This is a genomic window from Enterococcus sp. GC34 (genome assembly GCF_040886645.1).
Taxonomy (GTDB): domain Bacteria; phylum Bacillota; class Bacilli; order Lactobacillales; family Enterococcaceae; genus Enterococcus; species Enterococcus faecalis.
On the sequence record NZ_JBFOEF010000006.1, the window covers coordinates 71144 to 92557 of the forward strand.

15 protein-coding genes are annotated in these 21414 nt (G+C 37.2%); 2 read left to right on the forward strand and 13 right to left on the reverse strand.

Annotation, left to right across the window (positions count from 1 at the left end; translation table 11 throughout):
* Nucleotides 1–211: 211 nt before the first annotated feature.
* The 6 genes from whiA to uvrB form a co-directional block, all read right to left on the reverse strand.
* Nucleotides 212–1147: a DNA-binding protein WhiA gene (whiA, locus tag AB3I72_RS07470; protein ID WP_002358736.1), complete on the reverse strand. Its 936-nt coding sequence runs from the start codon at nucleotides 1145–1147 to the stop codon at nucleotides 212–214.
* Nucleotides 1148–1180: 33 nt separating this feature from the next.
* On the reverse strand, nucleotides 1181–2176 hold the full coding sequence (gene yvcK / locus AB3I72_RS07475; protein ID WP_002355627.1) for a YvcK family protein: 996 nt from the start codon (nucleotides 2174–2176) through the stop codon (nucleotides 1181–1183).
* Nucleotides 2176–3063 (reverse strand): RNase adapter RapZ, encoded by an 888-nt coding sequence (gene rapZ / locus AB3I72_RS07480; protein ID WP_002355625.1) that lies wholly within the window; start codon nucleotides 3061–3063, stop codon nucleotides 2176–2178. Before rapZ ends, yvcK begins: the two co-directional genes overlap by 1 nt.
* Nucleotides 3064–3228: 165 nt before the next feature.
* Nucleotides 3229–4023 carry a YusW family protein gene (locus tag AB3I72_RS07485; protein ID WP_368023778.1) on the reverse strand — a complete coding sequence of 265 codons (795 nt, stop codon included), beginning with the start codon at nucleotides 4021–4023 and terminating at the stop codon, nucleotides 3229–3231.
* Between the two features lie 171 nt (nucleotides 4024–4194).
* Nucleotides 4195–7014: an excinuclease ABC subunit UvrA gene (gene uvrA / locus AB3I72_RS07490; RefSeq protein WP_002375984.1), complete on the reverse strand. Its 2820-nt coding sequence runs from the start codon at nucleotides 7012–7014 to the stop codon at nucleotides 4195–4197.
* 253 nt (nucleotides 7015–7267) lie between these two features.
* Complete coding sequence (uvrB, locus tag AB3I72_RS07495; protein WP_002355618.1) at nucleotides 7268–9265, reverse strand: excinuclease ABC subunit UvrB; 1998 nt, start codon at nucleotides 9263–9265, stop codon at nucleotides 7268–7270.
* A 278-nt stretch (nucleotides 9266–9543) separates the two neighbouring features.
* Here uvrB and AB3I72_RS07500 point away from each other — a divergent pair, with 278 nt between their 5' ends.
* Complete coding sequence (locus AB3I72_RS07500) at nucleotides 9544–11712, forward strand: amino acid ABC transporter substrate-binding protein/permease (RefSeq protein WP_002355617.1); 2169 nt, start codon at nucleotides 9544–9546, stop codon at nucleotides 11710–11712.
* Between the two features lies 1 nt (nucleotide 11713).
* Nucleotides 11714–12451 carry an amino acid ABC transporter ATP-binding protein gene (locus AB3I72_RS07505; protein WP_002355616.1) on the forward strand — a complete coding sequence of 246 codons (738 nt, stop codon included), beginning with the start codon at nucleotides 11714–11716 and terminating at the stop codon, nucleotides 12449–12451.
* A 47-nt stretch (nucleotides 12452–12498) separates the two neighbouring features.
* On the opposite strand, the gene AB3I72_RS07510 is transcribed toward AB3I72_RS07505, so the two are convergent.
* The 7 genes from AB3I72_RS07510 to AB3I72_RS07540 all read right to left on the reverse strand — a co-directional run bounded on the left by AB3I72_RS07510 (nucleotide 12499) and on the right by AB3I72_RS07540 (nucleotide 21403).
* Nucleotides 12499–13218 (reverse strand): MgtC/SapB family protein, encoded by a 720-nt coding sequence (locus tag AB3I72_RS07510; RefSeq protein ID WP_002361276.1) that lies wholly within the window; start codon nucleotides 13216–13218, stop codon nucleotides 12499–12501.
* Between the two features lie 35 nt (nucleotides 13219–13253).
* Nucleotides 13254–15158 (reverse strand): heavy metal translocating P-type ATPase, encoded by a 1905-nt coding sequence (locus AB3I72_RS07515; RefSeq protein WP_368023779.1) that lies wholly within the window; start codon nucleotides 15156–15158, stop codon nucleotides 13254–13256.
* A gap of 109 nt (nucleotides 15159–15267) precedes the next feature.
* Nucleotides 15268–16716, reverse strand: coding sequence for a helix-turn-helix domain-containing protein (locus AB3I72_RS07520; RefSeq protein WP_368023780.1), 1449 nt, complete (start codon nucleotides 16714–16716; stop codon nucleotides 15268–15270).
* 3 nt (nucleotides 16717–16719) lie between these two features.
* Entirely contained in the window at nucleotides 16720–17169 is a 450-nt protein-coding gene (locus AB3I72_RS07525) for a hypothetical protein (protein WP_002408010.1), read from the reverse strand.
* A 201-nt stretch (nucleotides 17170–17370) separates the two neighbouring features.
* The gene (locus AB3I72_RS07530; protein ID WP_002361272.1) at nucleotides 17371–18465 is read right to left on the reverse strand and encodes a DUF916 and DUF3324 domain-containing protein; all 1095 of its coding nucleotides are present in this window, start codon (nucleotides 18463–18465) and stop codon (nucleotides 17371–17373) included.
* A gap of 75 nt (nucleotides 18466–18540) precedes the next feature.
* Nucleotides 18541–19281 carry a WxL domain-containing protein gene (locus tag AB3I72_RS07535; protein ID WP_061101403.1) on the reverse strand — a complete coding sequence of 247 codons (741 nt, stop codon included), beginning with the start codon at nucleotides 19279–19281 and terminating at the stop codon, nucleotides 18541–18543.
* 22 nt (nucleotides 19282–19303) lie between these two features.
* Nucleotides 19304–21403 (reverse strand): MucBP domain-containing protein, encoded by a 2100-nt coding sequence (locus AB3I72_RS07540; protein WP_061101402.1) that lies wholly within the window; start codon nucleotides 21401–21403, stop codon nucleotides 19304–19306.
* Nucleotides 21404–21414 lie beyond the last annotated feature (11 nt).

The window sequence follows — 21414 nt, forward strand, 5'->3', positions numbered from 1 at the left end:
AATGTTTTAGTTAAAAACAGCAATAAGTAATCGCTTGCATTTTATTACATGCAACATTCGTGCCAACGTCATTTCTTTAAAACACAGGTCAACACTACATTTCAGCGCTACACACTTTTTGCACACTTTAATTTTTTTTACACGCTTAAAGAAAAAGTGAAGGATAGCACTTCAAACGGAAATGTTATTCTTCACTTCTTGAGCAGAAAAGTTACGCACTTTTTTCTCGTAATTTTTCTGCAAATTCATTAATTTTTCGAATACGATGATTAATACCTGACTTAGAAATAGCTCCTGAAGGAATCATTTCCCCTAGTTCTTTGAGACTAACTTCCGGATACTCTAACCGTAATTCTGCGATTTCCTGAAGTTTCTCCGGTAATGACGTCAACCCTACTGTACTTTCAATAAATTGAATATTTTCAATTTGTTTTGAAGCCGCATCAATGGTTTTATTTAAATTCGCCGTTTCGCAATTCACTAAACGATTTACTGAATTCCGCATATCACGGACAATCCGGACATCTTCAAATTTCAACATAGAGTTCGTGGCACCAATTAACGTTAAAAAGTCGGCGATTTTTTCAGCACCTTTTAAATAACAAATATACCCGTTTCGGCGTCCCAATGTTCGAGCGTTTAAGTCATAGTAATTCAACATCTTACAAATATCATTATTGTGTTCTTCATAAATTGAAAAAATTTCTAAATGATAGCGACTTGTTTCCGGATTATTAACTGAGCCAGAAGCCATAAAGGCCCCGCGTAAATAGGAACGCATTTTTTGCGCGTTACCCATGATTTCATTTGACACATTGCCATTAAAAACGACCCCATCCATAATATCCAAATCAGCTAGAATTTTTTGTGTATCTTGTTTTAGACGCACAATGTAAACATTATTTTTCTTTAGTTTCATTTTTTTACGAACTAATAATTCTGCTTGTGCATGGTAATGATCTTTCAGCAATGAATACATTCGACGAGCAATTGCAGCATTTTCCGTTTGTACATTCAAGACAAACTGTTGATTAACTAAGCTAAGTGAGCCGTTCATCCGAATTAATGCTGCTAATTCTGCTTTCGCGTGTTCTCGATGGACTTCTAAACCAGTCAACTCTTTTTTGACATCCGAGGCAAAAGACATCTAAGCTCCTCCTCTCTTGATTCTTTTGATTAATTAATATTTCGTTCCAAATACGATACGGAAAAGTTCTTCAACAACTTTTTCCCCATCATGAAAAACTCCGCCATCTCTTAATTCTAAAAAGTCTGTCGAAATAACTCGGCATCCTTCTTCACGTAATCCTTGAAAATCATGCTTTACTTGAACCAAATATTCATCATAAATTTCAGGATCCATGTAATTTTCTGGTACTTTTTCTGTGTTAACCAGCACTGTATCAACAAACTGCGCTTGTAGATGTTCGTTTAAGACACGAACATGATCTGCATCCGTAAAATGTTCCGTTTCCCCTTTTTGGGTCATGATGTTACAAATATAGACTACTTCCGCTGCCGTTTGTTTGATGGCTTCACCAATTTCTGTAATAACTAAATTAGGCAAAATACTTGTAAAAAGACTCCCTGGCCCTAACACGACCATGTCTGCTTCTTCAATTGCTTTGACGACTTTACGCGCAGCTCTTGGCTGCTCTTCTCCGTGTGTATTTGTTACAAACACATGGTCAATCGTCTTGCGATCCAGTGCAATTTTTGATTCTCCCACCGCCACTGAGCCATCTTTAAATACAGCATGTAACGTTAATGGCCGTTCTGATGATGGATAAATCCGTCCATCAACATGCATCATTTTTGAAAGCAATTGAATCGCTTCATACGTACTTCCTCTCATTTCTGAGACAGCAGCAATGATTAAATTACCGATTGCATGATTGGCAAAATGACTATCTGATTTATCAAAACGATATTGAAAAATATCTTCATATAATTGTGGCATATCTGACAATGCCACTAAAACATTTCTTAAATCTCCCGGAGGTGTCATGTTATTAATAGAGGAACGAAGCTCGCCACTACTACCGCCATCATCAGCGACCGTTACGACGGCAGTAATATCAACACTTTGATTTCTTAAACTTTTTAAAATTACTGGCAAGCCTGTTCCACCACCAACAACCACGATCTTCGGTTTACGAATTCGATAGGTTTTCATTAAGAGCGATTAACCGTTTCTTTTCTTTTTAAGCGGTCGCGGTGGGTAATATTTACATGGTAATCTTCCTCTTTTAATTCAGCGCCAACACGTTCTGTCAGTGCAACAGAGCGGTGTTGTCCGCCAGTACAGCCAATTGCAATGGTGACGCTACTTTTACCTTCTTTTTTATATCCAGGTAAGACTGTTCGCAGTAAATCGATAAATTTTGTATAAAATTCATCTGTTTCTGGGAAGCCCATCACATAATCATAAACAGGTTGATCCATTCCAGTTAACGGTCGTAGTTCATCAATATAATGGGGGTTAGGTAAAAAGCGAACATCCATAACGATATCTGCATCAATCGGCAACCCATATTTAAAGCCGAAGGACACCATTTCCACTCGAAATTCGTGTGTCTCTCTCGTTGCTAGTTCTTTATTCAAACGTTCCCGCAATTGACGAGGGGACAAGTCCGTGGTGTCAATGACCAACTGAGCATCCGCCTTGATTTCTTCCAGCATTGCACGTTCTTTACGAATACCTTCTGTCACTAAACCATCCATCGCCATTGGATGCGCACGCCGTGTCTCTTTATAACGAGAAACCAACTCTTCATCGGTGGCATCTAAAAATAAAATCGTTGTATCAATAAAATTAGTATTTTCAAGTTCGACTAACATATCCTGAATTTCTCTAAAGAAGGTCCGTGAACGTAAATCAATCACTAACGCAATCTTGGTAACTTTTCCAGATTCTTTAATTAATTCCCAAAATTTTGGGATTAAGCTTGGTGGTAAATTGTCGATACAGAAATAGCCCATGTCTTCAAAGCTTTGAACAGCGACTGTTTTTCCAGCGCCACTCATTCCTGTAATAATAACCAGTTGTAAATTTTCTGGCATATTCAACACTCCCTTCACTTGCATCACTATATTATAACACCCCGGGCGTATCAAAGAAAGCTTTTCAATCATTCTTATAAAGATTTCTATTCTTTCATAGAAAAACAGCATTGACAAAAATGTCAATGCTGTTTTAATTGCTGAATTATACTATATAACTCTGTGTTATTTTAATACAAACTCAATTTCTGTTTTATCAGTAAAATTAGCTTCAAACTCAAATTGTTTTACTTGTTCATTCACGGATAACTTTTTCGTAATGTGTTCTTTAATTTGTTCATTTGTAGCTGTTTTGATTGACAATCCATCTAAAAGAGTCATGATTTTGTCTTGTGCTGCCTTACCTTCTAATTCTAAATCAGCAGATTCATCTTCATACGTTGCTTCAATTGTTCCGTTCGATTTTATTTCATAGGTGAACTCAATTTCATTTTCGTCGTATTCGATTTCTACGTCAATCTCTTGAAGACTGGCAACAGTTGGTGTCGGTGTGGTTAGTTCATTGTCTGCTGTTTCATGGTCCTCACCAACTTCAGGAGTTACGGTTTCCCACTTAAAGGTACCAATTTTAGCTGTTGCTAGATAGGGATTATTAATGGTAATGACTTTCAATTGAAGGTCTGAATGGTTGGCGATATCTGTTAAAATCCCCAGAGCCTGATATGTATTTTGTGTAAAACGTGTCGCAATATTTTGCGCATCAATTGTGGAATAGCCTAATGTTTCCCAGGTGATTTGTTGCTTTAATTCCTGATGAACGGCTTGTACTGTCGCCGGCTCCAATTGAATGCCCGTTGCTTCTTTTAAGTCTTTCTTGGTAAAACTCATTACTTTTTCATGGTCTGATTGTGAAATTAAAGTAGCTGCTTCCATTGTGTTACTATGTACAAAAGGTGTGATTCCGATAGCTAATACCATTCCTGCTGTTAATAAACTTGTTGTTATTTTTTTGTTTTTCATTTAAGACTTCCCTTCGTGTTCATTGTTATTTTGTTAACAAACATAGTATATCTTTTAATTACACATTAAGTCAACATTTATTTTTAATTTTAATTAAAAAATATTTGTTATTTTATAATAAAAGAACCTTGTTTCCCATAAAAACAAGGTTCTTTATCTAATCATTAATGTTTATTTCAGAACACGTTTTAAATAATATCCTGTGTAACTGTCTTTGACTTTAGCAACTTCTTCTGGTGTTCCTGTCGCCACGATCGTCCCACCACCGTCGCCACCTTCTGGCCCTAGATCAATCACATGGTCCGCAGATTTGATGACATCCAAGTTATGTTCAATCACTAAAACGGTATTGCCCGCTTCCACTAAACGCTCTAATACTAGAAGCAATCGCGCAATATCATCGGTATGCAAGCCTGTTGTTGGTTCATCCAGAATATAAAAGTTTTTCCCATTAGAATTTTTATGAAGTTCACTCGCTAGCTTCATCCGCTGTGCTTCCCCACCAGATAAAGTAGTTGCTGGCTGCCCCAATGTCACATAGCCTAAGCCTACATCCACAATTGTTTGCAATTTACGATGAATTTTAGGGATATGTTTGAAAAATTCTACGGCATCTTCCACCGTCATATCTAAAATATCAGAAATGTTTTTGCCTTTATAATGAACTTCTAACGTCTCAGAATTATAACGTTTCCCATGACAAACTTCGCAAGGCACATAGACATCAGGTAAAAAGTGCATTTCAATTTTGATGATACCATCCCCGCGACAAGCTTCACAACGGCCACCTTTGACGTTAAAACTAAAGCGACCTTTTTTATAGCCACGAACCTTGGCTTCATTTGTTTGGGCAAACAAATCGCGAATGTCATCAAAAACACTAGTATAAGTCGCTGGATTACTTCTTGGTGTTCGGCCAATCGGACTTTGATCAATGTCAACAATCTTTTCAATGGCTTCATAACCAGTGATACTTTTGTGTTTCCCAGGTTTATTGGAATTACGATTTAATTTTTGGGCCAGCGCTTTTTTCAAAATTTGATTGACTAAAGTACTTTTCCCTGAACCTGAAACACCTGTGACAGCAACAAATTCACCTAGCGGAAATTCAACACTGACATTTTTTAAATTATTTTCACTGGCACCAGTGACTTTGATCGCTTTGCCATTACCTTTGCGACGTTCTTTTGGTACAGGAATCACTTTTTTCCCAGAAAGATATTGTCCGGTCAATGAATGCGGATTTTTAGCAACCTCTTCCGGCGTACCAGCGGCTACAATTTCACCGCCCAGATGTCCAGCGCCAGGTCCCACATCAATCAAGTAATCCGAAGCCATCATTGTATCTTCATCGTGTTCCACCACAATTAATGTATTGCCTAAGTCCCGCATTTTTTTCAATGAGTCAATCAAGCGATCGTTATCTCGTTGATGCAAACCAATTGATGGTTCATCTAAAATGTAAAGGACGCCTGATAAGTTTGAGCCAATTTGTGTTGCTAAGCGAATTCTTTGTGCTTCTCCGCCAGAAAGTGTACCAGCAGCTCGACTTAAGGTTAAGTAATCTAACCCGACATTTTTTAAGAAGGTTAGCCGATCTTCGACTTCTTTTAATATTGGCCGAGCAATCGTTGTTTCTTGTTCAGATAAAGACACACCTTCAAAAAATTGGACCGCATTTTTTATTGCTAATTCACTGACTTCACCAATGTGCGTACCATTGATTTTCACAGCTAAAGCTTGCGGATTCAAACGATATCCATGACAGCTTCGACAAGTCAATTCTGTCATGTATAACCGCATTTGATCTCGTGTAAAATCGCTATTTGTTTCATGGTAACGTCGTTTAATATTTTTTAAAATCCCTTCAAACGGCACTTCCACATCACGAACACCACCAAAGTCATTTTCATAATGAAAATGAAAGTTTTTCTCGCCAGAACCATTTAAAATAATTTCTTGTTGGTCTGCAGGTAATTCTTCAAACGGCGTATCCATATCAATCCCAAAACTGGTGGCTGCTTGCTCCAACATTTGTGGATAATATTGGGAACTAATAGGGTTCCACGGAACAATGGCTCCTTCTCTCAAGGTTTTAGTGGGGTCTGGAATCACTAAGTCTTTGTCCACTTCTAATTTAACACCTAAACCATCACAATCGGGACAAGCGCCAAATGGTGCATTAAATGAAAACAAGCGCGGTTCCAATTCACCGACTGTGAACCCACAATAAGGACAAGCATAATGTTCACTAAACAACATTTCTTCTTGACCAATCACATCAACAATTGCGTAACCTTCAGCTAAACGCAAAGCCGCTTCAAACGAATCAAACAACCGAGAGCGAATGCCTTCTTTCACAACGATACGGTCAATCACAATCGCAATATCATGTTTTTTATTTTTTTCAAGTTCTGGTGCCTCACTAACATCATAGGTTTCACCATCCACCCGCATTCTGACATACCCTTCACGTTGGATCATTTCAAACACTTTTTTATGTTGGCCTTTTTTCTTGACCACAACAGGCGCCAAAATTTGAATTTTTGTTCGCTCTGGTAGCTCTAAAACTTTATCAACCATCTGTTCAACAGACTGACTGGTAATTTCAATATGATCGTTAGGACAAATTGGATGACCTACCCGAGCAAATAACAATCGTAAATAATCATTGATTTCTGTGACCGTCCCTACTGTTGAGCGTGGGTTCTTACTTGTCGTCTTTTGATCAATTGAAATAGCTGGACTTAAACCATCGATGCTGTCAACATCTGGTTTATCCATCTGCCCCAAAAATTGTCGCGCATAAGCAGAGAGACTCTCTACATAACGTCGTTGCCCTTCTGCGTAAAGCGTATCAAATGCTAATGAACTTTTACCAGAACCAGATAGTCCAGTTACAACAACCATTTTGTCACGAGGAATCGTGACATCAATATTTTTTAAGTTATGGGCGCGTGCACCATGAATCACAATTTTATCATTTGCCATATATGTTCTCCTTTTACTAAATCTCTTACGTCAAATCATTTCAAGTCATTCTATAGAGAAAAGATTGAGGCTGAGACAAAAGTGTTTAGCTCCAAGAAATAAGAAGGAATTTCCGAAAATTTTTCTTGAATTTTTGGAGAATTTCGGCTTATTTCCGAAGGAGCTGCTTTTGTTCAGCTGATTATCTTAAAATTTAGAAGGTGGGACATATGTCACAGTGTCTTATGTCCCAACCTCTAATCCGTTGGTTGACTTATTTGGCAGCTTTCAATTCAAGAATGGTATCTCGTAATGTGGCTGCAGTTTCGAAGTCTAATGCTTTGGCTGCATCTTTCATTTCTCTTTCAAGTTTCATTAATAAATCAGCTTTTTCTTGTCTTGATAAATCTTCATATGATTTATCCAATTGAACCACTGTTTCATCTTTATCAGCTGTTTTGGAAATAGAAATCAAATCACGAATTTCTTTAATAATTGTTTTTGGTTCAATGCCATGTTCTTCATTATATGCTTCTTGGATTGCCCGACGTCGTGCCGTTTCATCCATAGCTCGTTGCATCGAATCGGTGATTTTATCTGCATACATAATGACTTTTCCTTCGGCGTTCCGGGCAGCCCGTCCCATCGTTTGCACTAACGAGCGTTCACTACGTAAGAAGCCTTCTTTATCCGCATCTAGAATCGCAATTAAGGAAACTTCTGGCACATCGATTCCTTCACGTAATAAGTTAATACCTATTAGAATATCAAATTCGCCTAATCGTAAATCGCGAATGATCTCCGTTCTTTCCAGTGTTTTTATATCACTATGCAAATATTTAACTTTTAAGCCTAATTCTTTGAAATAGTCGGTTAAATCTTCGGCCATTTTCTTCGTTAAGGTTGTGACAAACACCCGCTGATCTTTTTCGATCCGTTCATGAATTTCGCCCACCAAGTCATCAATTTGACCCATAATTGGGCGAATTTCTACTTCTGGATCTAGTAAACCTGTTGGTCGAATGATTTGTTGAACAACAGTCTCTGTTTGTTCCATTTCATAAGGTCCTGGTGTTGCCGATACATAAACAATTTGGTTTACATGTTGTTCAAATTCTTCTAAACGAAGCGGTCGGTTATCAAGTGCACTTGGTAAACGGAAACCATAGTCCACTAACATTTGTTTCCGTGCTCGGTCGCCATTATACATCCCTCTAATTTGCGGCATTGTTACATGAGACTCATCGATTACAAGTAAGAAGTCATCTGGGAAAAAGTCCAACAGCGTATATGGCGGCTCCCCTTCTTGGCGACCATCCATATGTCGAGAGTAATTTTCAATCCCTGACGTGTAGCCCATCTCTCTCATCATCTCAATATCATAGTTGGTTCGCTGTTCCAAACGTTGGGCTTCCAATAATTTGTTTTCACTGCGAAGCACTTTCAAACGTGCCTCTAATTCTTCTTGGATCTGCGAAATGGCGTGTTCCATATGTTCTTCGTTCGTCACAAAGTGTGTTGCTGGAAAAATAGCGACATGCTCTGTTTCGCCGACAATTTCACCAGTTAACGCATCTACTTCACGAATTCGATCAATTTCGTCTCCGAAAAATTCAACACGTAGCGCATGCTCATCCCGTGAAGCTGGGAATATCTCAACCACATCACCGCGGACACGAAAACGCCCCCGTTGAAAATCAATATCATTTCGTTCAAATTGAATATCGACTAAGCTTTTTAGTAACTCATTACGATCCATTTCCATTCCCACACGTAATGAAACAACTTGTTGACTGTATTCCCGCGGATCCCCTAAACCAAAAATACAAGAAACTGACGCTACCACGATGACATCGTTTCGTTCCAATAAAGAACTTGTCGCTGAATGGCGTAGTTTATCAATTTCATCATTAATACTGGAATCTTTTTCAATATATGTATCACTTGAGGGTACATATGCTTCTGGTTGATAATAATCATAGTAACTGACAAAATACTCGACCGCATTATCTGGGAAAAATTCTTTAAATTCCCCGTATAATTGTCCAGCTAGTGTTTTATTATGTGCAATCACTAATGTTGGTTTGTTCACTTCTTGAATCACATTAGAGATTGTAAATGTTTTACCTGTTCCGGTCGCTCCAAGTAAAATTTGAGCTTTTTCTCCACCTTTGACACCGTCAACTAGTTCAGCAATAGCGGCTGGCTGATCTCCGGCAGGCTCATATTTAGAAGCCAAATGAAAGGTATTGGAAGTTTCTCTTTCGATCATTTATAACTCCCCCTCAAAGTGTCTAATTTCTCTTAAATTATCGGCCCATTCTGGCAGAATGTCCACTTATTAGTTTAACATACCGAACATATTTTCGCCACTTTTGCTGTTTCGGACTTCAACTGATTTTAATCTTTTGTTCTTAATTCCTATGTTACATTTTATAACATGAAATGTAAGGAAATTAGAGTTTTTTTCTCTTTTTAGCGTTCAAATACTTGTCAGCTTCCTATTTCTTACTATATAATTGTTCAATATGCAAAACTAGGAGGTATTTTATGAAAAGGAAACACTTTTTACTTTCTTTCTTTGTGATGATGGTAACTCTGCTAACATTCATTAGTGGCACTTCAGCACATGCAGAAGGAAAGAAATATACAATCGGAACGGATTTAACATTCGCCCCTTTTGAATTCCAAGACTCAAAAGGAAAATACATTGGTATTGACGTTGATTTATTAGATGCGATTGCCAAAGATCAAGGTTTTGAAGTGGATTTAAAACCATTAGGCTTCGATAGTGCAGTCCAAGCGATTCAATCTAAACAAATTGATGGCATGATTGCTGGAATGAGTATTACAGATGAACGAAAAAAATCCTTTGATTTTTCAGATCCATACTTCGATAGCGGTTTACAATTAGCGGTTAAAAAAGGAAACGACAAAATTAAATCATATGATGATTTAAAAGGTAAAACGGTTGCGGCTAAAGTTGGAACTGAAAGTGCCAATTTCCTTGAAAAAAATAAAGAGAAATATGACTACACCATCAAAAATTTTGACGATGCAACGGGTCTTTATAAAGCCTTAGAAAACGGCGAAGCGGATGCAATCGTTGATGATTATCCTGTATTGGGCTACGCAGTTAAAAATGGTCAAAAATTACAATTAGTTGGCGATAAAGAAACAGGCAGTTCTTATGGTTTCGCAGTGAAAAAAGGCCAAAACCCTGAATTAATCAAAAAGTTCAACGCTGGTTTGAAAAATCTTAAAGACAATGGTACTTATGATAAAATTTTAAACAACTACTTAGCGACAGGCGATGAAACAAATACACAAGACGCTGGCGAACAGATGAAAAAAATCACTCCTAAAAAAGAGAAATATGTGATTGCTAGCGATTCTACATTTGCTCCGTTTGAGTTTCAAAATGCCCAAGGCGATTATGTCGGCATTGATGTAGATTTAGTCAAACGTGCAGCTGAATTGCAAGGTTTTACTGTTGAATTTAAATTTATTGGTTTTAGTTCTGCTGTCCAAGCTGTTGAATCTGGTCAAGCAGATGGGATGGTTGCAGGCATGACGATTACGGATGATCGTAAAAAAGCTTTCGACTTCTCTGTTCCTTACTTTGATAGCGGCATTCAAATTGCGGTCAAAAAAGGCAATGACAAAATTAAATCGTATGATGATTTAAAAGGCAAAAAAGTCGGCGTAAAAATTGGTACTGAAAGTGCTGATTTCTTAGAAAAAAATAAAAAGAAATATGATTACTCAATTAAGTATTTAGACACGACTGATGCATTATACAGTGCATTAGAAATTGGCGAAGTTGATGCCATGATGGATGATTATCCTGTCATTGGCTATGGGGTTGCGCAAAATCAACCACTAGCGACACCAATTCCTCGTGAAAAAGGTGGTTCTTACGGTTTTGCTGTCAAAAAAGGGCAAAATCCTGAACTACTTGAAATGTTTAACGAAGGCTTAAAAGAAATGAAACGTACAGGTGAATACGATAAAATTATCGGCACTTACGTGAAAGATGGCAACGAAGCCAAAGAAGAAACAGCTGACGAATCTACATTTGTTGGCTTCATGCAAAACAACTGGAAACAATTGTTACACGGTTTATGGATGACGATTCTATTAACGTTGATTTCCTTCGTACTTGCTTTAATTGTCGGCGTTATTTTCGGATTATTCAGCGTTTCACCAATCAAAGCATTACGTGTACTTTCAACCATTTATGTTGATTTAATTCGTGGAATTCCTTTAATGGTCTTAGCGTTCTTCATCTATTTCGGATTACCTGGTGTGCTTGGCTTTAATATCCCGGTCTTCATTGCTGGGATTATCACATTAACTTTAAATGCCAGTGCCTATATTTCTGAAATTGTGCGCGGCGGAATCAAAGCTGTTCCAGTTGGCCAAATGGAAGCTTCAAGAAGTTTAGGTCTTTCCTATAATCGGACAATGCAAAAAATTATTTTACCACAAGCGATTCGCATTATGATTCCTTCATTCATTAACCAATTTGTTATTTCATTGAAAGATACAACTATCCTTTCAGCAATTGGCTTAATCGAACTACTACAAACAGGAAAAATTATTGTTGCTCGGACATTACAAAGTACAATGGTTTACTTCGTTATTGCGTTAATCTACTTAATTTTAATTACTAGCTTAACTAAATTAGCGAAAAACCTTGAAAAGAAGGTGAACTAATATGACTGAAAAAATCTTAGTTGAACATTTAGTAAAAAAATATGGTGACAACACGGTCTTAAACGACATTAATGTTTCTATTAACGAAGGCGACGTAGTCTGCGTCATCGGTCCTTCTGGTTCTGGTAAAAGTACTTTTTTACGTTGCTTGAATCAATTAGAAGAAGCTTCTAGCGGAGACATTATTATTGATGGTGCGAACTTGACAGATAAAAATACGGACATCAACCAAGTCCGTCAACATATCGGCATGGTTTTCCAACATTTCAATTTGTTTCCACATTTATCTATTTTAGAAAACATTGTTTTAGCACCAACCGATTTAGGTCGCTTGTCAAAAGACGAAGCGGAGAAAAAAGCGTTAGAACTTTTAGAACGTGTTGGGTTGGCAGATAAAAAAGATGCCTATCCTGATTCTTTATCTGGTGGTCAAAAACAACGTGTCGCAATTGCACGTGCGTTAGCGATGAATCCTGATATTATGCTTTTCGATGAGCCAACATCAGCCCTTGATCCAGAAATGGTTGGCGATGTTCTTGGTGTAATGAAAGATTTAGCAAAACAAGGAATGACAATGGTCATAGTTACTCACGAAATGGGCTTTGCAAAAGAAGTGGCTAACCGAGTAATGTTCATTGATGGCGGTAACTTCCTAGAAGATGGTTCGCCAGAGCAAGTCTTTGAAAATCCTCAAAACCCTCGAACAAAAGATTTCTTAGATAAAGTATTAAATATTTAAACAAAAGCACTTGGCGCGCGCTAGCGCCCAAGTGCTTTATTTTATGGTTAAATTGTTTCTGTGACAGAGACAGATTGAACGTGCCCTTTTTCTTTTAAGAGATGGTGCAAGTTGGAATGCCAGAAATCTTCTTTGCCTACATAAGAAATCTTTGCTGTCACTGCCTCTTGTTCGGATTCCAAAGTCAATTCTACTAAGCGCTCCCCTTTTTCTAAAGAAGCTTGAAGTTGTTCATGCAGGCGGCTTTCTTTAATCATGGGTTCCTTCATTTTTACGATAAGCTGCAATCGTTTTAAAGGAGTTTTTCGTTTAAAATGGGCCAGAGCTAATACTAGCAAAGTCGCCACGAGATTGATAAACGCAATGGTTAAAAAGCCCATCCCAATGACTAAACCAATAATAGTAACATTCCACATCATTACTGCTGTCGTTAACCCAGAGACTTTCCTTTCTCTAAAAACGATAATCCCCGCACCGAGAAAGCCTACACCACTAATCACTTGGGCGCCATATCGTGTAATATCCATAGAAATAATGGACGCCAAGGCGCTATTTTGTTTCACCACATCGACTAAAATATCCACCGATTGAATCTGTAAAATGGAAATCGTACAGGAGGCCAAACATAAAATGGCATTACTACTAATACCGAAGCCTTTTCTTTTAATACTTCTTTCTAACCCAATCAAAGCTCCAAAAACCACGGCTAGAGCCATCCGAATGACAACGTCTGTGAGAGAAAGTTCAATCATTTTTAAAGAATTCATCGCTTTCTCTCCTTTCTTGCAAGTGACTATTTGGCTTATTTTGTATTAACTAATAAACGCAAGCCATTAAAAATGACCACTAAGGTACTTCCTTCATGAATAAGTACGCTAAATGCGATATTCGCAATACCTAAAAAGTTCAAGATAATTAACGTTGCTACCACTAACATTGAAAAAATAATATTTTGCTGCACAATTTTATTCAAGCGTTTTGAGACACGATGAGCATAGCCTAATTTAGAAAGATCATTTTTCATCACTACCACGTCTGCAACATCGATAGCAATGTCTGTACCATCCCCCATTGCCACTCCGATATCAGCATTCACTAAAGCCGGTGCATCATTAATGCCATCACCAACCATCCCTGTCATTCCTACTTCGCGTTTTAATTGATCAACAATCGCTGATTTTTCCTCAGGCAAAACATTAGCATAAACTTGGTCCACGCCTACTAAGCGGCCAACTGCTTCACCCGTAAGTTTTGCATCTCCTGTAATCATTGTTGTTTCAATATTCTGTGACTTGAAATAGTGAATGGCGTTCATTGCTTCTTCATTAGGAACATCCATCAATGCCACTAAACCAATCACTTGTTCATTTTCGGCAAAGTACACTACCGTTTTGCCTTCACTCGCTAATTTCGTTGTTTGTTTCTCAATGATTGTTGGCACTTGTTCGAAACTAGATGGTTTACCAATTCTAAAAGTTGTGTCTGCAATGGTCGTTACTAAACCCACCCCAACAATATTTTCTACTTCTAAATTTAAAGCCGTTGTTTCTGCTTCAAAGCGATTAACAATCGCTGTCGCCAATGGATGATTGGATTTTTTCTCCATATTTGTTAAAACAGCTACTAATTCGTCTTGGCGATTTTCTAAGCCATCAACAAAAAGATAATCTGTGACCTCAGGTTTGCCTTTTGTTAGCGTGCCTGTTTTATCAAAAGCGAGTGCTTTCACTTCAGCTAAATTTGATAAGAATGAGCCACCTTTAAACAAAACGCCTTGTTTCGCTAAATTGGAAATTCCTGATAAAGTTGCCGGAACGGCACTCGCTGCTAAAGCACAAGGGGAGGCAGCAATTAAGAAAACCAAGCCTCTGTAAAAACTTTCAGCCCAAGTCAATTGGAAAAGTAATGCGCCACCTAAAACAATTAGTGGAAAAACTGCTAAAACTAGTGTGACATATTTTGGTTCAAATCGTTTAATTTTGCTTGCAATTTCTGATTGATTTTCTTGTGATTGGTTCACGAGCTGTACGATTTTTGCAAAAACTGTTTCTGAACTATCTTTCGTTACTTCAACAACAATTGTGCCTGAACCGTTCATGGTACTACCAAAAACTGGGTCCCCACTATTTTTTTCTTTGGGAATACTTTCCCCATTAATAGATGATTCATCCACAGCGGTACTTCCTTCAAGCACGACGCCATCTGTCGGGATTTGCGCACCATTGAGGACTTGCACGCGGTCACCAATCTTCAATTGTTCAACTGACACAGTTTGAATTGAGCCGTCGTCTGTTATCAAGCGAGCTTCTGTTGGATTTAAATTTAATAGTTTTGTAATTTCACGTTGGCTTTTGCCTTGGGCATAATCTTCAAGGAAATGCGCCGCCGCAAAAATCAAAATCAACAATGCTGATTCTTCAAAACTTCCCATTAATGCTGAACCAACTGCAGCTAAGGTCATTAACAAATGAATATTAGGTGAAAACTTTCGATTGTTTTTCGTATCCCGATACGTATCTCCAAAGCCTTCCCCAATAATATGATAACCAGCTAAAATAGCAGCTAACGAGAAAAGAATATTTTTCACTAAGAGCATGTTCCCTAAAAATAAACCGATAAAGAAAAGAGCCAATCCTGTAAAAAAGAGAATAACTGGAACGTTTTTACCTTTTTCTTCATGTGTGTGTGCACCTGTTTGTTTTGACATTGTTATGCGCCTCCTCATTAATGTTTTTCTATTCATATGAATGTATATTCATATTATAAAACACTTGGGTGGTTTTGTAAAGACTTAAACACAAAGACAAGCGATGATTCTATTCGATAGGATCACCGCTTGTCTTTGTCGATTCTTTTTGTTGTTGATATTTTTCTTCTTGAATAGTCAATAATGATTGCGTTAAATTGACCCAATCAATCGAACGAGGTGGATCCAGCCAAACCATAACTTTACTCTGTTCTTCTTGATACAAGTTATTTAAATTGGTAATCACCACATCTGGTAAGGTATCTGATAACGGGTCAATAATTTCTACATTTAAATTCACATAGACGGATAAATTTTTTTTGATGAATTGGTTATACTCTTTTCCATAAGAAAAATCAATTAGGACCTTGGCTGGCTCTGCAATTAAATGAACCGGAACATGATTAATTAGCAACAATAGATAGTTAAAAAACAAACAGTGATTGGCTTTCGCAATTTTTTTATGTTTTGCTGTTAACCAACGAATATATTCAATTAAATAAAAATAAAATTCCGGATATGTTTGCTTAAAAAACTGTAAATCCATTTCAAAATCGTCAAACATATTAAGCGGAAAGTAAATAACATTGAAATGAATAATTGCTAACCCTTCTTCTAGAGTATTCCTTGTTGACTCCTCTAAACAATTAAATGCTTTTTCAAAACTTCCAATGAAAACACGAGTTAAGCTTTCAATCGTAGGATCTTCATGAATGACATATTTTTTCTCTACTTTGCCATGCAAATACAAGAAAAAAACAATCGTATACGTTAATGATTTTGAGGACAATGCCCATGCCACTTGCGATTTTTTTATTAATTCTTCTGAAAATGTATTTAGTGCACGCGTATCGATCCCTTCCACCGCACGTCCTTCGTTGTTAATCATAATAGCTAAATAATGGAAAAAATTGCGTCGCTCATAGGTGGTGAAAGTATAGTTTAACTCAACAGACTGTAATACACGTTTCGCTTCATTATAGACTTTTACCGAATATAGTTCGGAAATTGGTTGATTGGAAAGCGTGAACAATTTATACAAAAAAAATGAAATTACTTTTTGATTGCCGACAATTTCCCGTTTACTAAAATAGATCTGATACTCCTTTAAGGCTTTTTTTAGCCGCTGTAAGGTACTATACGCCACAGAGGTGCTGACATGATTACATTCAGCAAACTTTGTCAAACTATAATTTCCTCTAAAGTAAGACAACACTAATTTAAAAGAGAGCGATTCTGTTAAGTATTTCGTGAGCAAAAGTTTACTTGAATAGTTTCCATCAATTTCAAGTGTAACATCTACATCAGAAACGACTAAAGTTAAGCTGTCGCTTAACTTTAGATTGTCAATATCTGCTTTTAATTTTTCTAATGTTTTTTTGACTAAAAAATTCGACATTGATAATTCTTCGCGAAGTGCAATAAAAGTACCTGATAGCGTGGGACTTTCTTCTAAATGCCTTAGCAAGGAATAACTTCGTTGATCTTCTTTATTTAAAAAAATTTCATAATTCATCATTTATCAGTTCTTTCTCCCATAAATAGCCGTTCCTACTAATTCCCGTATGAAATTCAAGTAAAAAGTGTTTTGCCCCTCCGTTCCAGCACCGCCTGTGCTATTTGGTACAATGGTGATATGGCTAGCATCAAATAATTCATCCGTGAAAAATACTTGATGCTGACTTTTCTTGGAAGAAGGCCTTTCTTCATTTGTTTTTGGATTATTGGTTTTCACTTCTTTTTTACTAACGTCTTCGCTACTTTCTTCCGCTTGCGTTTCGCTAGTAATAGTACTTTCATTTGTTTCTTCCATTTTTTCTGGTGTGCCAGTATTCTCAATCGGATAAATTTCTTCTGTTGGATTAGTCGGATTATAAATTGGATTCCGTTCTTCTGCTGCTTGCACAGTGGTTACTTGAAAAAACGAGAGTAACAATGTACTCCATAATAGTAAATGTTTGTATTTATCCATTTTTCTCACATATATTGCCAAATACTTTAGCTACATAACAAAACAAAAAATATAACTAGTAAAGTGGTATCAGACGATATTTAACAATACTCCTTCTTATTATTTCTTTTTTTGAGTTAGGTTTGTTGAATAAACTGCATGTTTGATAAGTAAAAACAAACAAAAACGTTGCCGATAATCAAATCAAAAATTAACTACTCTTTATATTTCTCTTTCGTTTTTTTCCTGTTTCTTTTTTCGCCAAATCAACCAGGCAATGATTAAAATCACTATCAATAATAGTAGTAAGCCAATCATCAAATATAAATTCGAATGATTTTCTTTTAAGGTGACATCTTTTTCATTTAATTCTTTGGCAACTTCACCATTAATTGTAAAGTCTTTTTCAAATTGCCATTGATTTCTAAAAGATATCGATTCATTGTTTATTGATTTTTTAAATGAGCCTGCAGCATCTTTATTCCCAACAACGGTCATAGACAAATGATAATCTCCTGGCTTAAGTGGTTGCCCTTTTAGCGCAATGGGAACAGAAAAATTGGTATTTGGTGCAATTTGCATGTTTGCTTTTTCCTCTTTATATAAAACTTCTTCATGCCCCTTTTTGGTAATCTCTGCCGAAAAGGCAACTTGGTTAATATATGTTTTTTGATCATTTTGTAGATTGACTAAAATCACATTTCTAGCATTAATCTGTCCTGGTGAGACTTTTTTCAAAAGTAAATTCGGCTCAACCTTTTTTTTGTTTTGTTGCATCAATAATGCAACGACATACGAATATTCATTTTTAATGGATAACCCCTGACTCTTATCGTCTTGGCGTTTACCTTCATCCGACGTTTCTTCTTTAAAAGTGATACCACTAGCTAACACTCCATCAAAGGGTGTATTAGGCATTTTGACGTTAATAGAAACCGTTTGTTCACTTTTCGGTTTTAAACGAACTGAGCTAGGGTATTGAACGTAGTCTTTTATATCAAACGCTAAACTTTGATCTTTTTTCCCCTTATTTTCACCATACTCCACGATTACATTTGAATTGGTAATGGCACTATTGATGGAAATACCTACCTTTACTTCTTTATCTGTATCATTGCGCAAGTTCACTTTCAACTCAGTTTCTTCATTTGGTGCTAGTAATAAATCAAAGTAAGTTTTTTCTTTATCTACTTGTTTTTCTGATGGAATAGGCGTAACCGCAAAATTAAATTCACTGGCAAAACCATTGCTAGGTACTAACGCTAAAAGAATTAGTAGTATCGGAAAAAAAAGAAATCGTTGTTTTTTTCTGTTCAAATTATTTACTCCTTTTCTATATGTAGTGAATAGCAGGTAACCATGTTCCCCGCTATTCTTCTTTTTAAAATTCGTTTAATTTCCTGGAGCGTCTGTCAACGTCCATGTTAATTTTGTGGCGTATTTTTCAGCGTATTTGGTTGTAGAACCTGGAACAGTTAACTCAATACTTTTAGCGGCTGTAGTTGCATCGGTTCCCCAATCAAATAAATAAGTTCCTGCACCGTTTCCTTTCGCTGCACTCATTACATCTGATTGACTACCATCTGAGTTCAACGTGATTGTGGCTGGGCCTATTGGTTTGCCTGAATCTGAAGCAGTCACTACATTTCCGTTTTTAAACGTGATAGCTGCTCCAGTCAATTCTTTACCAGAAGTTGATTTAAATTGTCCTTCTTGTTTCACTTTTAATGACCAGCCAGCTTCGGTTCCACGGTTATCTGTTACTTGGACATAGTTAGGCCCTTCTTTGACTTCATCGGTTGCGCCTACCGTCTTGTATTTTTGGGTAGCAGCAAAATAAGTCTGATCCTTCGACGTGATTTTTTGAACACCGAAGTCTAGACTTGACGCATAATCAATTGACAACGGACCGTTTGTTCCTGGATTAGGACCTTCAGGATCTGTTGGGTCAATAGGATCAACTGGATTAGTTGGATCCGTTGGGTCAACCGGATTAGTTGGCTCTTCACTTGGTGTAAATTCTACGATACCATTAGATGTATAACTACCGCCATCTTCTGCAAAGGCTTGAGAAGTCATGCCTAAGCTCCCTAAAATAAATATGGATAAACATACTGTTGTTACTTTTTTCATTTTCTTTTCTCCATTCTTTTCTTTAATTTCCTGGTACGTCTTCTAACGCCCAAGATAAACGAGCTTTAAATGTTCCAACTCTTTGATAAGCTACAGGAACATTGATTTGAATTCCTTGTTGTTTTGATTCATCAAGTAATGCTGTTAAATCTGTTTCACCTTTCTGATTACTTTCTAAAAGCGTAATTGCCTCATTTGTAATCTGAGAGCTTCCAGCAGTTGAAACGAAAGAAAAAACATCTGGCATTACAATTGAATCATTTGTTAACGGTTGCGTTTGCTTTAGTTGCAAGCGCCAATTATTTGCGTTACGTTCATCCACGACTTTGAGTCCTTCGGTGGGATGCCCAAGTTTAATTAGTGGTTGATTACGTATCTTTTCCGTACCAAAAGTAATCTGTTTTGGTGCCTCTTTAAAATATAGTTCCCCTAAACGATAGTAAAAATAAATATCTTTTGTTTCCTCTGTCATTGTTCCTTCCGCATTGCCCGAGTCTTTTGTAAAAACATAGCCAGAAATATCTAGGGGTTTTTCTTGATAGGGTGCACCAATTTTCCCTGTTACACTTTTAGGTGGAGCAATATCTTTACCTTCCGCGTCTTTATAAAAAACGGTTACTGTTTTTTCTGTTGGTTTAGGAATAGTAATCGTTACATTATTTGACTTTTGCAGTAAGCTTCCTTCTTCATAATAGTCAAAGTTCATAGTTAAAACTTTTTCGGGCGTATTATCTTGAAGGGTTGTTTTTAATTCAATCATCATGTCCTTCTTTAAAACTAGGTAGTCATTTAAAGCAATTGTTAAGTGATTCCCTGTTTGTGTCAGATCTTTGGCTGCTACCTTTTTACCATCAATCGTTAATGAATTTTCTTCATATGCTAATTCATCAGGTAAGTCAATGCTTACTTGCGGTTGACGATCTTCGATAAAGTCATTGTCAATATTCAACGTATTCCGTAGTATCACCTGATCATTTTTCACTGCTTCAACAGCTGAGCTAAACTCCTGACCGTTCACGCTAAGGGCTGCTTGTGACGTAACGTTGGTAGGAATTTGTGTCATTGCTAAAGCATTCTCTTGGTATTTACCACCTGTGGATGATGTAAAGCCCCAATAAACTGTTGTTGCGCCAAATTGTGCATTTAAATCTGAAACTACATACGTATTCGTACCCACACCTTCTAAATCATATGTTAATGCTTTGGCTGCGGCATTCCAATGAACAGTCAACATGCGCCAGGTTCCATTAGATAGATAGGTTGGCGCAACAGTGACGCCTGAATGCTCCCCTGTATAGTTGTTGTTATTAGCTTTCGGAGTGACAAAAGCTAAATGTCCATTTCCCTTATCTTGTGAAATTTCTCGGTCCATTCGGTTGGAACTACCAGTATTTTTATAGGTATCAAACTCAATCGATAAGGCATTTCTAACATAGGGTTGACCCGCTTTCGTGGAATATGCGCCGATTCCCATCCCAGGTGAACCAATGACTTCTTGAGGCGTTGTGGACATCCTAGGATCATTCGTTAAGGTAAAGGTCATACCATCACCAGCATTTGCATACTCGTTTCCTAAATACAAATAACTCTTAAAGGTAAAATCCGACAATAAACTGATTGGTTTTTTTGACCAAATAGCTCCTTTTTGTGATTTAACAGCTGGGTTTAGTTGTAATAACTTCCCACCTTCTAAAATACTTGTTGCATTTCCAATTGGCTCTTGAAACACCTTGTCGATTGGAATGATATTAGGATCATCCGGCAATGAAGTAGCGTATGGCGCAGCCAACATGCGCGGCTGTGGTTCAACTATCACCGATTCCGTTGCACTGTTATCGTCATCCTTTTGTTGTTCGCTAGGTTCTAAAGTAGCCGTTGATTGGTCTGTTTCTGCTGGATGATTATCGGTTGTTGTTGTCGTTCCTAGGGAAGATTCTTGCTCTAATGTTTCCGAGTGAGAAGGAGCGCTAGTTGCCTGATCATTGGCCGATTCCTCCACTATTTCCCGATTGACTTCGTTGATATTTGTCGAAGGATTACTAATCGCTTCGCTAGTAATAGGCGCAAGGAGTAGTAAGAATAAACTACTTGCCAAAAAGACTAGGCTTTGTTTGTTTCGCATCTCTCTTCACC

Bases quoted from the DNA above. Each gene is read 5' to 3' on its own strand.
- AB3I72_RS07500 (WP_002355617.1), top strand. From the start codon at position 9,544: ATGAAAAGGAAACACTTTTTACTTTCTTTCTTTGTGATGATGGTAACT.
- AB3I72_RS07525 (WP_002408010.1), bottom strand. From the start codon at position 17,169: ATGGATAAATACAAACATTTACTATTATGGAGTACATTGTTACTCTCG.
- whiA (WP_002358736.1), bottom strand. From the start codon at position 1,147: ATGTCTTTTGCCTCGGATGTCAAAAAAGAGTTGACTGGTTTAGAAGTC.
- uvrA (WP_002375984.1), bottom strand. From the start codon at position 7,014: ATGGCAAATGATAAAATTGTGATTCATGGTGCACGCGCCCATAACTTA.
- AB3I72_RS07515 (WP_368023779.1), bottom strand. From the start codon at position 15,158: ATGTCAAAACAAACAGGTGCACACACACATGAAGAAAAAGGTAAAAAC.
- AB3I72_RS07510 (WP_002361276.1), bottom strand. From the start codon at position 13,218: ATGAATTCTTTAAAAATGATTGAACTTTCTCTCACAGACGTTGTCATT.
- AB3I72_RS07485 (WP_368023778.1), bottom strand. From the start codon at position 4,023: ATGAAAAACAAAAAAATAACAACAAGTTTATTAACAGCAGGAATGGTA.
- rapZ (WP_002355625.1), bottom strand. From the start codon at position 3,063: ATGCCAGAAAATTTACAACTGGTTATTATTACAGGAATGAGTGGCGCT.
- uvrB (WP_002355618.1), bottom strand. From the start codon at position 9,265: ATGATCGAAAGAGAAACTTCCAATACCTTTCATTTGGCTTCTAAATAT.
- AB3I72_RS07535 (WP_061101403.1), bottom strand. From the start codon at position 19,281: ATGAAAAAAGTAACAACAGTATGTTTATCCATATTTATTTTAGGGAGC.
- AB3I72_RS07520 (WP_368023780.1), bottom strand. From the start codon at position 16,716: ATGATGAATTATGAAATTTTTTTAAATAAAGAAGATCAACGAAGTTAT.
- yvcK (WP_002355627.1), bottom strand. From the start codon at position 2,176: ATGAAAACCTATCGAATTCGTAAACCGAAGATCGTGGTTGTTGGTGGT.
- AB3I72_RS07540 (WP_061101402.1), bottom strand. From the start codon at position 21,403: ATGCGAAACAAACAAAGCCTAGTCTTTTTGGCAAGTAGTTTATTCTTA.
- AB3I72_RS07505 (WP_002355616.1), top strand. From the start codon at position 11,714: ATGACTGAAAAAATCTTAGTTGAACATTTAGTAAAAAAATATGGTGAC.